Genomic DNA, 13,270 nt, shown 5'->3' with positions numbered 1-13,270 from the left:
AGCGTTGTGCCAGGCTCCTGTTAGTCTCCCCTCACTCGCCGCACAGGCGTGCGCACGTCTTTTCACCTCGCTGTTTGCGCGGTGATCCACCAGGGGGGATTTTCTGTCATGAGCCAGTCAGCTCCACCACCGCCGCAGCCCCAGTCGGCGCCGCAGCTCCCGTCGCAGCCGGCCGACGGCAACCCGTTCGCCCAGCAGCAGGCGCCCGCGCCGTACGCCGCCCAGCCCGGCGCCGTACCCCCGCCTGCGGCGCCGCCCGCGCCGCCCCGGGGCAATGTCGCCCTCGGCGTGATCGGTGCCGTCGTCGCGGCCGTGGCCGCCGCCGCTCTCTACGGCATGGTCATCGGCCTCACCAAGCACGAGATCGGCTGGGCGGCCGTCGGCGTCGGCTTCGTCATAGGCCTCGCGGCCGGCAGGCTCGGCGGCCGCAACCCGCTGCTCGCCGTCGTCAGCACCCTCCTCGCGCTCGGCTCCGTCTACCTCGGCCAGCTGGTCGGCGAGGCGATGATCGGCGCCGACCAGCTCGACCTGAGCTTCTCCGAGGTGTTCTTCCAGCACTTCGGCGTCGTCCAGGCCGCCTGGAAGGAAGAGGCCGACCCGCTGACCTTCCTCTTCTTCGCGATCGCCGGGTGGGCGGCGTTCTCGGGCACCAGGAAGGCCGCCGCCTGACGGGTTCGCGGCATGCGAAAGGGCCGGTCACCCCAACCGGGTGTCCGGCCCTTCGCCCGTCCTGCGGGTCCTACCGCTTGTGCTGGCTGTCCGCCACCGTCACCTCGACGCGCTGGAACTCCTTCAGCTCGCTGTAGCCGGTCGTGGCCATCGCCCGCCGCAGCGCGCCGAAGAGGTTCATCGAGCCGTCCGGGGTGTGGGACGGGCCGGTGAGGATCTCCTCGATGGTGCCGACCGTGCCGAGGTCGACCTTCTTGCCGCGCGGCAGTTCCTCGTTGACCGCCTCCATGCCCCAGTGGTGGCCCTTGCCGGGCGCGTCCGTCCCACGGGCGAGCGGGGAGCCCATCATCACCGCGTCCGCACCGCAGGCGATCGCCTTGGGGATGTCGCCGGACCAGCCGACACCGCCGTCGGCGATCACGTGGACGTACCGGCCGCCGGACTCGTCCATGTAGTCACGGCGGGCCGCCGCCACGTCCGCGACCGCGGTGGCCATCGGGACCTGGATGCCGAGCACGTTGCGCGTGGTGTGGGCGGCGCCGCCGCCGAAGCCGACGAGGACGCCCGCGGCGCCCGTGCGCATCAGGTGCAGCGCCGCCGTGTAGGTGGCGCAGCCGCCGACGATCACCGGGACGTCGAGCTCGTAGATGAACTGCTTCAGGTTGAGCGGCTCGTGCGAGGACGAGACGTGCTCCGCCGACACCGTCGTACCGCGGATGACGAAGATGTCCACGCCCGCGTCCACGACCGCCTTGGAGAACTGGGCGGTGCGCTGCGGGGAGAGCGCGGCCGCCGTGACCACGCCGGAGTCGCGCACCTCCTTGATGCGCGCGCCGATCAGCTCCTCCTTGATGGGGGCCGCGTAGATCTCCTGGAGCCTGCGGGTGGCCTGCTCGGCGGGCAGCCCGGTGATCTCGTCGAGCAGCGGCTGCGGGTCCTCGTGCCGGGTCCAGAGCCCTTCGAGGTTGAGCACGCCGAGGCCGCCGAGCTCACCGATGCGGATGGCGGTGGCCGGGGAGACGACCGAGTCCATGGGGGCGGCCAGGAACGGCAGCTCGAAGCGGTAGGCGTCGATCTGCCAGGTGATCGAGACCTCCTTCGGGTCCCGCGTACGGCGGCTGGGGACGACGGCGATGTCGTCGAAGGCGTACGCCCGGCGGCCGCGCTTGCCGCGCCCGATCTCGATCTCAGTCACGTCTGTGGCCTTTCCCTCTTCGTTTCAGCGTCTTCCAGTATCGCCGACGGGTACGGCAAGGGCGGCCCCGGTGTGTCCGGGACCGCCCTGGAAAGGCCGTGGTGACTACTTGCGGCTGTAGTTCGGCGCCTCGACCGTCATCTGGATGTCGTGCGGGTGGCTCTCCTTGAGGCCCGCGGAGGTGATGCGGACGAACTTGCCCTTGGACTCCATCTCCTCGATGGTGGCGGCGCCTACGTAACCCATGGTCTGGCGCAGTCCGCCGACGAGCTGGTGCAGCACGTTGGAGAGCGGGCCGCGGTAGGGCACCTGTCCCTCGACGCCCTCGGGCACGAGCTTGTCGTCGGAGGCCACCTCGGCCTGGAAGTACCGGTCCTTCGAGTACGACCGGCCCTGGCCGCGGGACTGCATCGCACCGAGCGATCCCATGCCGCGGTACGACTTGAACTGCTTGCCGTTGATGAAGAGGAGCTCGCCGGGCGACTCCTCGCAGCCGGCCAGCAGGCTGCCGAGCATCACGGTGTCGGCGCCGGCGGCGAGCGCCTTGCCGATGTCACCGGAGTACTGCAGACCGCCGTCGCCGATCAGCGGGATACCGGCCGGGCGGGCCGCGAGGGACGCCTCGTAGATGGCGGTGACCTGCGGGACGCCGATGCCGGCGACCACACGCGTGGTGCAGATGGAGCCGGGGCCCACACCCACCTTGATGCCGTCGACACCGGCGTCGATGAGCGCCTGGGCGCCGTCGCGGGTGGCGACGTTGCCGCCGATCACGTCGACGTCCACGCTCGACTTGATCTTCGCCATCCAGCTGAGGGCGTTGCTGTTGTGGCCGTGCGAGGTGTCGACGACCAGGAAGTCCGCGCCGGCCTCGGCGAGCGCCTGGGCCCGCTCCAGGGCCTCGGGGCTGGCCCCGACGGCGGCGCCGACGAGCAGGCGGCCCTCGGCGTCCTTGGCGGCGTTCGGGTACTTCTCGGCCTTGACGAAGTCCTTGACCGTGATCAAGCCCTTGAGGACGCCCTCGTCGTCGACCAGCGGCAGCTTCTCGATCTTGTGCTTGCGCAGCAGCTCGATGGCCTCGGTGCCGGAGATGCCGACCTTGCCGGTGACCAGCGGCATCGGGGTCATGACCTCGTGCACGCGGCGCGAGCGGTCGCTCTCGAAGGCCATGTCGCGGTTGGTGACGATGCCGAGCAGCTTGCCGGCCGGGTCGGTGACGGGCACGCCGCTGATCCGGAACTTGGCGCACAGGGCGTCGGCCTCGGCGAGGGTCGCCTCCGGGCGCACCGTGATGGGGTCGGTGACCATGCCGGACTCGGACCGCTTGACCAGGTCGACCTGGTTGACCTGGTCCTCGACCGACAGGTTGCGGTGCAGCACGCCGACGCCGCCGAGGCGGGCCATGGCGATCGCCATGCGGGACTCGGTCACCTTGTCCATCGCCGCGGACAGGAGCGGGATGTTGACCCGGACGTTGCGGGAGATGCGGGACGAGGTGTCGACCGCGTTCGGGAGCACCTCGGATGCGCCCGGCAGCAGCAGCACGTCGTCGTAGGTAAGCCCGAGTGTCGCGAATTTTCCGGGCACTCCGTCGACGTTGGCAGTCATGACACCTTCCCCAAATGGCCTTGAACGGTGCGGATGTCCATGCTAACGGGAAGCACAGGCCCCAAATTCCACGGTACGACTCAGCTTGAGGCTTCGTATGTTCGTACGGAAATGAGCGCACACCTGTTCATCGGGGGCGGCGAACCGCGCGGCTACTGCTCCGCCAGTGCGCGCAGCCGGCTCAGGGCCCGGTGCTGGGCGACCCGGACGGCGCCCGGTGACATTCCCAACATCTGGCCCGTCTCCTCGGCGGTGAGGCCCACCGCGATCCGCAGGAGAAGGAGTTCGCGCTGGTTCTCGGGGAGGTTGGCCAGGAGTTTCTTGGCCCATTCGGCGTCGCTGCTGAGCAGCGCCCGCTCCTCGGGGCCGAGGGAGTCGTCGGGGCGTTCCGGCATCTCGTCGGAGGGGACGGCCGTGGAGCCCGGATGGCGCATCGCGGCCCGCTGCAGGTCGGCGACCTTGTGGGAGGCGATGGCGAAGACGAAGGCCTCGAAGGGGCGGCCGGTGTCGCGGTAGCGGGGCAGCGCGAGGAGGACCGCCACGCAGACCTCCTGGGCCAGGTCCTCCACGAAGTGCCGGGCGTCGCCCGGAAGGCGGGACAGGCGCGTACGGCAGTAGCGCAACGCGAGCGGGTGGACATGGGCGAGCAGGTCGTGCGTGGCCTGCTCGTCCCCGTCGACGGCGCGGTGGACGAGAGCGCCGATCGTCCCTATGGCGGTGACCGCCTCGTCGTCGCGCATCGGTCCATCGTGCCCTGCTGCCGTCGGCGGTGTGGCACCGCGTCCGTCGTTGTGCACCGAAGCGTTATGAGCAGGTGCGCCAGAGCTCATCCCTTGCGCCCTCCCCTTCCGCTCGAACGACTCGTCCCCGAGAGACTCCACACCTCAAGGATGCGGCATCGGCGCCGAAACGAGCAGCAGGCGTCCGGCGCTCCGCCTTGCGGACCCCGCCCACCGTGGGGTAGGCGGGGGCGTCCGGTCGGTCCGCGATCCCGCTGCGGCGCAGCTCACGCCCTGCTAACGGACCAGTCCCCAGCGGAAGCCGAGGGCCACCGCGTGGGCGCGGTCGGAGGCGCCGAGCTTCTTGAACAGGCGCCGGGCATGGGTCTTCACGGTGTCCTCGGAGAGGAACAGCTCCCGGCCGATCTCGGCGTTGGAGCGACCGTGGCTCATGCCTTCCAGGACCTGGATCTCGCGCGCGGTGAGGGTGGGCGCGGCGCCCATCTCGGCCGAGCGGAGCCGGCGGGGCGCCAGCCGCCAGGTGGGGTCCGCGAGCGCCTGGGTGACGGTCGCGCGCAGCTCCGCACGCGAGGCGTCCTTGTGCAGGTAGCCGCGGGCGCCGGCGGCGACGGCCAGGGCCACCCCGTCCAGGTCCTCGGCGACCGTGAGCATGATGATGCGCGCGCCGGGGTCGGCCGAGAGCAGCCGGCGCACGGTCTCGACGCCGCCCAGTCCGGGCATGCGCACATCCATCAGGATCAGGTCGGAGCGGTCGGCGCCCCAGCGGCGGAGGACTTCCTCGCCGTTGGCCGCCGTGGTCACGCGCTCGACGCCGGGCACGGTCGCCACCGCGCGGCGCAGCGCCTCTCGGGCAAGCGGGGAGTCGTCGCAGACGAGGACGGATGTCATGACCGCCCTCCGCAGCTGATGCGCGTCACCTTGAGCCTCCAGGCTGGTACGGAATCGTCACCTGTGCGGTCGACCGTCTCGGACGCCTGCCCGAGCGCTTGTTGTTTCAACCGCCTCCGCACTCTCAACGACGGTCACTCGAAAGAGTTACGGGGCTGCCTGCCGTCTTCGGCACTCTACGTGAGGGCGCGGACACGGTGCAGACATGGACGTCAGACCCTCAACTTTTCATCACATCCAATGCCCCATTTAGACCTTTTTCTTCCCGTTTCACGGTGTCTGGGGCTAGATTCGCAATGAGTCATATTTTCATCTCTCTAGACCGGAGATGTACGGTCGTTGGCACCGTATCCGCCCAGAACGGCTACAAGGGGTCACGTAATGGCAGATTTCTCCCGCCTTCCCGGACCGAACGCGGACCTGTGGGACTGGCAGCTCCTGGCTGCCTGCCGTGGGGTCGACAGCTCGCTCTTCTTCCATCCCGAGGGCGAGCGCGGGGCGGCTCGGAGTGCCCGTGAGAACTCGGCCAAGGAGGTCTGCATGAGGTGCCCGGTCCGCGCGGAGTGCGCGGCGCACGCGCTGGCGGTCCGCGAGCCGTACGGCGTCTGGGGCGGCCTGACCGAGGACGAGCGCGAAGAGCTGATGGGGAGGGCGCGCAACAGGCTGGTGTCGGCCTCGACGACCGGCGGCGACCCCCTCCCCCACACCTGAAAGAACCGATTTCCCCGCACACGCTTGAAAGAACGTTTCTTCTAACCGCTGCCGATCGGGCCGCCCGTCGCCCCTAGGCCCGCTGGGCCGCCCGGCCCAGCTGTTCCAGCGTCGCCGCCACCGCCGGCACCTGTGCCAGGTCGGGCAGGGTGAGGGCGACGATCTCCCGCACCACCGCGGGTTCCAGCGCCACCGTGCGCGCGCCTCTCGGGCGTACCGACTCGATCGCCAGCTGCGGCAGCACCGCGACACCCAGGCCGGCGCCGACCAGGCCGACCACGGCCGGGTAGTCGTCGGTGGCGAAGTCGATGCGGGGCGTGAAGCCCGCCGTCTCGCACGCCTGGACGAGCTGTCCCCGGCAGCGCGGGCAGCCCGCGATCCAGGGTTCGTCGGCGAGTTCCCCCAGTGCGACCGACTCCGCGCGTGCGAGCCGGTGCCGTTCGGGCAGCAGGCCGACCAGCCGGTCCGTGAGCAACGGGCGCACCACCAGGTCGTCCCACTCCTCGGCGCCCGCCGCGCCCTCGTAGCGGAAGGCCAGCGCGATGTCGCAGTCGCCCGCGCGCAGCAGTTCCACGGACTTCGGCGGCTCGGCCTCCTCCAGGGAGACCCGGGTGCCGGGGTGGGCCGCGCGCAGGGCGGCCAGCGCCGTCGGGACCAGGGTGGAGCTGCCGCTCGGGAAGGAGACCAGACGGACCCGGCCGGCGCGCAGGCCTGCGATCGCGGCGACCTCCTCCTCGGCGGCGGTGAGCCCGGCGAGGATCCCGGAGGCGTGCCGCACGAGGGCCTCGCCGGCCTGGGTCAGGCGCATCTCGCGGCCGTTGCGCACCAGCAGCGGGGTGCCCACGGAGGTCTCCAGGGCCTTCATCTGCTGGCTGACGGCGGGCTGGGTGCAGCCCAGTTCACGCCCCGCCGCCGAGAAGGATCCGGTGGTGGCGACGGCGCGCAGGACGCGGAGATGACGGGCCTCTATCACTCCTGAAGCATAAGGCGGGCTTGGGCAGCGCACCTCATAATGCGTCGACGCTTTGAGGCAGGTCCCGTACCTTCGGACCATGGAGCTTCTCTCGGTGAACCTCGGAATCCCGACGCCGTCCCCCCACACGGACGAGAGGGACGGCGTGACCGGTATCGACAAGCGCCCCGTGGCCGGCCCGGTGCGGGTGCAGGCGCCCGGGCCCAAGGGGATCGCGGGCAGCGGACTGGCCGGGGACGCGGTGTGCGAGCTGCGCCACCACGGCGGCGACGACCAGGCGGTGTACGCCTACGCGCGCGAGGACCTCGACGACTGGGAGAAGGAGCTCGGCCGCCCGCTGCCGAACGGCTGTTTCGGTGAGAACCTCACGACAAACGGGCTGATCGTGTCCGACGCGCTGATCGGCGAGCGCTGGCGGATCGGTTCCGGGGTCGTACTGGAGGTCACCTCCGGGCGCATCCCGTGCCGCACTTTCCAGGGCCATCTGGGCGAGCGGGGATGGGTGAAGAGGTTCACGCGGAAGGGTGCGTCCGGTGCCTACCTCCGGGTGATCGAACCGGGCGATGTCCGGGCCGGCGACCCGATCGAGATCGTGCACCGGCCGGCCCACGGAGTGACGGCGGCGATGGAGTTCCGCGCGACCACCACCGAGCGGGAGCTGCTGCCGCGGATCCTCGCGGCGGGCGAGGCGCTGCACCCGGAGGCGCTGGCACTGGCCCGGAAGTACGTGACCGCGCGGCAGGACTGAACGGCCGTCACTCCCGGGTCGTTCACCGGCGCTTCACCCTTCGGGAGAGCTGGTGCGCGCAGCGGACGCCGTCAGTCAGGGTAACTACCCTTGGGCCATGACAACGGCTCTGATTACGGGATCGACCGCGGGGATCGGCGCCGCGTTCGCGCGGCGGCTGGCGGCGGACGGGCACAACCTGGTCCTGGTGGCGCGGGACACCAAACGGCTGCGCGAGCAGGCGACCGAGCTGCACGACCGGCACGGCATCGAGGCGGAGGTGCTCACCGCCGACCTCGCCGAGGACACCGGCATCGAGTCGGTCGCCGGCCGCCTCGGCGACCGCAGGAACCCGGTCGACCTGCTGATCAACAACGCGGGCTTCGGCAACAAGGGCCGCTATCTGGACGTCTCGATGGCCGACGAGCTGAAGATGCTCAAGGTGCACTGCGAGGCGGTGCTGCGGCTGACCTCGGCGGCGGCCGAGGCGATGCGGGAGCGCGGGCGCGGCGGTGTGGTCAACGTGGCCTCGGTGGCGGCCTTCGTGCCCCGGGGCACCTACGGGGCCTCGAAGGCGTGGGTCGTCCAGTTCACCCAGGGCGCGGCGCGCGACCTTGCGGGGACCGGCGTCCGCCTGATGGCGCTGGCGCCCGGTTTCGTGCGCACCGAGTTCCACCAGCGGGCCGGGATGGGCACGGACAACATCCCGGACTGGATGTGGCTGGACGCCGACAAGCTGGTCGAGGCGGCGCTCGCCGACCTCGCCCGCGGCAAGTCGCTGTCGATCCCGGACCCGCGGTACAAGGTGCTGACCGGTCTGGCGAAGGTGGCGCCGCACGGGCTGCTCGGTGGCATCACCTCGAGGACGGGACGCAAGTACGGGCCGCAGTGACGGCTGTGGTCCGCTTGCCGCCGGTGGGAAAATGGGCGTGACGGTACCGGACCCAGGGGGGCCGGAGGCGGCGGCATGACGTTCGTACAGCTCATCGAGTGCAGGACCAGCAGGCCGGCCGAGATGGACCGGCTGATGGACAGGTGGGTCACGCAGGCCAAGGGAAAGCGGACGGCGACGCACGCGGTGGTCGGCAAGGACCGCTCCGACGCGTCGCACGTCGTCGAGATCGTGGAGTTCCCCTCGTACGAGGAGGCGATGCGTAATTCCAACCGGCCGGAGACCGACCAGGTCCTCAACGAGATGCTGGCACTCTGCGAGGGGATGCCGACGTTCACGGATCTGGACGTGGTGCGCGACGAGCGGTGGTACGCCGACACCGCGCGGCGGTTCTTCGAGACGATCGCCGCGCCCGGCCCGTTGGTTCCGCTGGACGGCCTGATCACCGAGGACTACCACGACCACGAGCCGGTCGAGGGCCAGGACACCATCGGCATGGACGCGATGCGCCGCAAACTGGAGATGTGGCGGGAGGCCTTCGACTTCTCGTTCCTCATCGAGGACCAGATCTCCCAGGGCGACCGGGTGTGCACCAGGTGGCTCTGGACGGGTGTGCAGCAGGCGGCGTTCATGGGGATGCCGAACACCGGCCGGCAGGTCACCATGGCCGGGACGACGATCCACCGCTTCGACGCCGCCGGGAAGATGGCCGAGGGCTGGTTGCAGTACGACCGGCTCGGGCTGATGGACCGGCTCGGAGCGCTGGACGCGCTGCAGAACTGAAATGACAGCGGCCGTGAAGTAGTACGACGGGCCCAGTGGTACGACAGTAGGAAGTACCCGCGAGGGGCGAAGCCCCCGTTCCATATCCGGAACGGGGGCTTCATCTGTCCCTGGTCCCCCGGGCAAGAGCAAGAGCAAGAACAACAGACCGCCCCCTACCGGGCGTGGGCGACGGCACCCCGGCCGGGTCGTGAACCATGAGTGACACCCGGCAGTTCCACGCCGCGTACGAGACCGGCCCAGTCGGCACCCGGGGCCCGCACACGGTCGAGGCGATCAAGACGGAGGAAGAAGAGAACCGACGTCCGCATCGCCTCGCACATGGTGCTCGACGCCTTCCGCACGGAATGCGACCTGATGGTCGGCATCCTCAACCCGCTCGACAAGCCGAGCCGCCAGCTCAGACGGCAGCCCGACTTCGTCACAACCCCTCAGAAGAAGCTCAGCTGATGATCAATCTCAAGCCAGGTAAAGATCAAACGAAGGCAAAGTCCGCCATACGGAACCATGATCAAAAGTGAACAGAATCGCATTGACCATGCCATTCGCCCTCTTTCATGGCTGCTAGGTTCACCACGGCTCCGGACCTGACCATCCGGGACCTTGCACGACAACGGGAGGAAAACATCCGTAAGTCGGCAGTCGGCGCAATAGCCGCAGGCCTGTTCGCCGTCAGCGCGGGCACGGCCGCCGCCGTCTCGTGGCACACCATTCCGACGCTGTCCACCGGCGGCGCCTCGTTCACCAGCGGCCAGTACGCGTTCTGGCCCTCGAACCAGAACCACGGCGCCTTGAGTGGGCGGCCAACCTGAACGACACCGACAACGGTGACGGCCACAACGTCTACATGCAGGTCCGCGTCGAGGGCTACGACTGGAGCCGCTACAACGGCACGCAGAAGCACAGTGTCCCGCTCGACAAGCTGAACTGGGACGGCGCCGCTCTGCACACCGATGACGCCTACATCCGCGTCTGCCGCGACAAGGGCTCGCTCAACCCTGACAACTGCTCGTCGACGAAGCACTACCAGAGGTAGGCGGCACTTCGGCAGGACCGCGGGCCCAGGGGCACATCCCCCTGGGCCCGCACGCTTCTTTGGGGGAAGCCATCAGCACGTCAGACATCATCTCGGCCGTCGGAGTCGACCTCTCCTACGGCAACCAGCAGGCCGTCCGCGACGCCCACCTCTCGGTCGCCCCGGGTGAGGTCGTGGCCATCACAGGGCAGAGCGGCTCCGGAAAGTCCTCGTTGCTCTACTGCCTCGCCGGCGTCCTGCCGACCACACGTGGTCAGGTGCGCTTCGAAGGGCGCTCACTCGGTGACCTCTCCGACGACGAGATCAGCGCCCTGCGCCGGGAACGTTTCGGGTTCGTCTTCCAGTACGGCGAACTGCTCCCGGAACTGACCATCGAGGAGAACACCGCGCTGCCCCTGCGCCTGGCCGGACAGCGCAAGCGGCCCGCTCTCGCCAGAGCGGGCGAAGTGCTGGAACGGCTCGGCCTCGGCGAGCTGCGTGAACGCCGGCCCTCGCAGGTCTCGGGCGGACAGAGCCAGCGCGCCGCGGTGGCACGGGCCCTGGTCCACCGGCCCGCGGTCGTGTTCGCGGACGAGCCGACGGGCTCCCTGGACAGCGCCAACGCCTCCGCCGTACTGAAGGAGTTCCTCGGGCTGGCCCGCTCACAGGGCACCGCCGTCCTTCTGGTGACGCATGATCACGGGGTGGCCGCACAGGCCGACACCCGTTACACGATGGCGGACGGGGTGCTCACGCCGCGAGGTGCGGCGTGACGGAATTCCTGCTCGGTCTGCGACTCCTCTTCGGTGCGGGGCGGGGCAACCGCACACGCTTCTTCCTGATGGCGGCCGGTGGCTCCATCGGAGTCTGCTGCCTGGCCCTCGTCCTCACCGTTCCGGCGATCCTGCACGCCCACGACGGCCGGGCCGCGGCACGACAGCCCGTCACCTCCGCCAAGGGACCGGCGGACGGCACGCTCGTCGTCCAGCGCTCCGACGCCTACGGGTCCAGGCCGTTCACCCGCGTGTTCATCGCCAGGGGCACCGCGGGAACACGGTCGGCCCCACCCGGTCTGACCAGGCTCCCCGGCCCCGGCGAGGTGTTCGTCTCGCCGCGCGTCCATGACCTCCTGCGCGAGGCACCCGCCGTCAAGGGGCTGCTGCCGGGACGGGAGAAGGGAACCATCGCGGGGGCCGGGCTCGCGCACCCGGACGAGCTGTACGCGTACATCGGCACCACGCGCGGCCGGATCGCCCACCAGGGCCGGACCCTGAAGGGGTTCGGGTACGACTACGCCCCGTCCCCCGCCGTGGAACCGTCCACGCTGACGGACGTGCGGTTCGCTCTGGCCACCCTGGTTCTGCTGCCCCTGGGGATCTTCCTCACCGTCTGTGCGCGTCTGTCCGCCGCCAGCCGCATGCGGCGCCTGGCGGCGCTGCGCCTGCTGGGCCTCAGCGTCAAGGGCACCCAGCGCGTGAACGCCGCGGAGACCGTGATGGCCGCACTGCTCGGCGCGGTGCTCGGCCTCGGTGAGTACTGGGTTCTCAACCAGGTGATGTCCAGGACCGGGCTGCCGGCGCTGCGGTGGTACCCGGACGACGGTGCCCTGTCCGCGACCACCGTCGCCGTCTGCCTGATCGGCTGCCCGGCGCTGGCCTGGTTCGTCGGCCGCAGGAGCGCGCGGGAAGCCGCCGCCAACCCGCTGGCGGTCCGCCGCACCGCGCTCCCCCGGCCGCCGTCCAAGTGGGGCGGTGTCCTCCTGATCGCCGGCATGGGCATCGTGTCCGGCTTCTGCGTCAGCGGTGCGCTCGGGCACCCCGCGTCGAGCGTGGGCGTGAACGCGCTGCTCGTGGTGGGCGGCGTCGTGCTGACCGGCGTCGGGCTCGTGCTCACGCTCCCGTCGATCTCGTACATGCTCGCCCGCCGTACGGCGGCGTCCACCCGGTCCCTCACGCTCAACCTGGCGATGCGGCGCAACGAGGCGGAGCCCGGGAGCACGATGCGGGTCGTCACCGGTCTCGTGCTCCTCGTCTACGCGGCCTCGCTCGCCCAAGGCGTGCTCATCCAACTGGAACAGGTCAGCCGGCCGTCCGGCCCGGTGCAGGACTACTCCCTGGCCTTGTCCGCTCTCACCCCGGGTGAACAGGGCGAACTCGGCGACCTGGCCGGGGTGCGCGCCCACGCGGTCATGATGAACTCCTGGGTCGACCTCACGAGAAACAGTCCCGCGGACGCGTTCGCGTCGTCGACCATCGCGCTGGTCGCCACCTGCGCGCAACTGGAGCGCATGGTCGAGCGCTCCGAGGGCTGCGTGGACGGCAAGGTGATGCAGCTCGTCGACCCCAACTCCGGTTCCGGATCCGGGGTGAAGCCGGGCACGCCGTTCCGGTTCCGGCTGTCGGGGAGCGAGACCGGGCACCTGGACCTCGGCTTCCCCGCCGACAAGATCGTCTTCCGCGGGTACTCCGCATCCGCCATGGTCAACGCCGAACTCCTCGTCCCCCCGTCGGCACTGCCCGCACACGCCCGGCCCCGCGACGCCGACCTCGTGCTCTCCGGCAGTTCGGAGCCGGGCCAGGTCCGCAAGGTCCTCGACGGCATCGGGGCGATCGTGCCCGTCGCCGAGGTCGAGCCGGTCGGGCTGAACGTGCAGGGGCTCGAACAGATCGCGGTCGTCGAGACCCTGCTCGCCCTCGGCATGATCATGGGCTTGGTCATCGGCGTGGCCGCGTTCCTGGTGTCCGTGACCGACCGGGCGGTCGAACGCCGTGCGCAGGTCACCGCCGTCACCCTGATCGGCGCGCGGGCCCGGACCCTGCGGGCCGTGCAGTGCCTCCAGGTGGTGCTGCCGCTCGGTCTCGGTCTCGCCCTGGCGGTCGTCACCGGGAAGCTCGCCGAGTCCAGCTACCTGATCACCGGTGGCGGGGCGATCCGCTGGGACCTCGCCGGCATCCCCCTGCTGTTCGTGGCGGTGGCGGGAGTGGTGGCGGCCGCGGCAGCGGGCTCACTGCCGCTGGCCGGCCGCCGGATCGATCCGGAGCTGATCCGCCGCGACTGACCGGTCGGCCC

The 13,270-nt window shown here is 70.4% G+C and carries 14 protein-coding genes; 9 read left to right on the top strand and 5 right to left on the bottom strand.

Going from position 1 to position 13,270, the window contains the following annotated elements; all coding sequences use genetic code 11:
• Positions 1-108: 108 nt before the first annotated feature.
• A complete protein-coding gene (locus ACZ4N4_RS20825; RefSeq protein ID WP_467590772.1) occupies positions 109-669 on the top strand; it encodes a hypothetical protein in 561 nt (186 codons plus the stop codon).
• 70 nt (positions 670-739) lie between these two features.
• On the opposite strand, the gene ACZ4N4_RS20820 is transcribed toward ACZ4N4_RS20825, so the two are convergent.
• The 4 genes from ACZ4N4_RS20820 to ACZ4N4_RS20805 form a co-directional block, all read right to left on the bottom strand.
• Entirely contained in the window at positions 740-1,864 is a 1,125-nt protein-coding gene (locus ACZ4N4_RS20820; protein ID WP_360487563.1) for a GuaB3 family IMP dehydrogenase-related protein, read from the bottom strand.
• A gap of 105 nt (positions 1,865-1,969) precedes the next feature.
• A complete protein-coding gene (guaB, locus tag ACZ4N4_RS20815) occupies positions 1,970-3,472 on the bottom strand; it encodes an IMP dehydrogenase (protein ID WP_453569113.1) in 1,503 nt (500 codons plus the stop codon).
• 152 nt (positions 3,473-3,624) lie between these two features.
• Positions 3,625-4,212: a sigma-70 family RNA polymerase sigma factor gene (locus tag ACZ4N4_RS20810; protein ID WP_351693558.1), complete on the bottom strand. Its 588-nt coding sequence runs from the start codon at positions 4,210-4,212 to the stop codon at positions 3,625-3,627.
• Positions 4,213-4,488: 276 nt separating this feature from the next.
• Positions 4,489-5,100 carry a response regulator transcription factor gene (locus tag ACZ4N4_RS20805; protein ID WP_003948568.1) on the bottom strand — a complete coding sequence of 204 codons (612 nt, stop codon included), beginning with the start codon at positions 5,098-5,100 and terminating at the stop codon, positions 4,489-4,491.
• Between the two features lie 381 nt (positions 5,101-5,481).
• Here ACZ4N4_RS20805 and ACZ4N4_RS20800 point away from each other — a divergent pair, with 381 nt between their 5' ends.
• A complete protein-coding gene (locus ACZ4N4_RS20800) occupies positions 5,482-5,811 on the top strand; it encodes a WhiB family transcriptional regulator (protein WP_467590769.1) in 330 nt (109 codons plus the stop codon).
• Between the two features lie 73 nt (positions 5,812-5,884).
• Here ACZ4N4_RS20800 and ACZ4N4_RS20795 read toward each other — a convergent pair whose 3' ends face one another.
• Positions 5,885-6,784, bottom strand: coding sequence for a LysR family transcriptional regulator (locus ACZ4N4_RS20795; protein ID WP_467590766.1), 900 nt, complete (start codon positions 6,782-6,784; stop codon positions 5,885-5,887).
• A 79-nt stretch (positions 6,785-6,863) separates the two neighbouring features.
• On the opposite strand from ACZ4N4_RS20795, the gene ACZ4N4_RS20790 reads away from it, so the two are divergent.
• The 7 genes from ACZ4N4_RS20790 (at position 6,864) to ACZ4N4_RS20760 (ending at position 13,259) form a co-directional block, all read left to right on the top strand.
• On the top strand, positions 6,864-7,532 hold the full coding sequence (locus ACZ4N4_RS20790) for an MOSC domain-containing protein (RefSeq protein WP_467590764.1): 669 nt from the start codon (positions 6,864-6,866) through the stop codon (positions 7,530-7,532).
• A 97-nt stretch (positions 7,533-7,629) separates the two neighbouring features.
• The gene (locus tag ACZ4N4_RS20785; protein WP_450754259.1) at positions 7,630-8,403 is read left to right on the top strand and encodes an SDR family NAD(P)-dependent oxidoreductase; all 774 of its coding nucleotides are present in this window, start codon (positions 7,630-7,632) and stop codon (positions 8,401-8,403) included.
• A 75-nt stretch (positions 8,404-8,478) separates the two neighbouring features.
• Complete coding sequence (locus tag ACZ4N4_RS20780) at positions 8,479-9,186, top strand: ester cyclase (protein WP_467590761.1); 708 nt, start codon at positions 8,479-8,481, stop codon at positions 9,184-9,186.
• 321 nt (positions 9,187-9,507) lie between these two features.
• Positions 9,508-9,636, top strand: a complete 129-nt coding sequence (locus ACZ4N4_RS20775) for a hypothetical protein (RefSeq protein WP_467590758.1) — start codon at positions 9,508-9,510, stop codon at positions 9,634-9,636.
• Positions 9,637-9,886: 250 nt separating this feature from the next.
• Positions 9,887-10,222, top strand: a complete 336-nt coding sequence (locus tag ACZ4N4_RS20770; protein ID WP_467590755.1) for a hypothetical protein — start codon at positions 9,887-9,889, stop codon at positions 10,220-10,222.
• A 59-nt stretch (positions 10,223-10,281) separates the two neighbouring features.
• Positions 10,282-10,974 (top strand): ABC transporter ATP-binding protein, encoded by a 693-nt coding sequence (locus ACZ4N4_RS20765; RefSeq protein ID WP_467590752.1) that lies wholly within the window; start codon positions 10,282-10,284, stop codon positions 10,972-10,974.
• Entirely contained in the window at positions 10,971-13,259 is a 2,289-nt protein-coding gene (locus ACZ4N4_RS20760; protein WP_467590749.1) for an ABC transporter permease, read from the top strand. The genes ACZ4N4_RS20765 and ACZ4N4_RS20760 overlap by 4 nt, the downstream gene beginning before the upstream one ends.
• Positions 13,260-13,270: the final 11 nt, after the last annotated feature.

It is taken from the genome of Streptomyces sp. NPDC026538 (assembly GCF_055567535.1).
The sequence above is the reverse complement of the archived record's forward strand: the minus strand, read 5'-3'. Positions and strand labels throughout refer to the sequence as shown.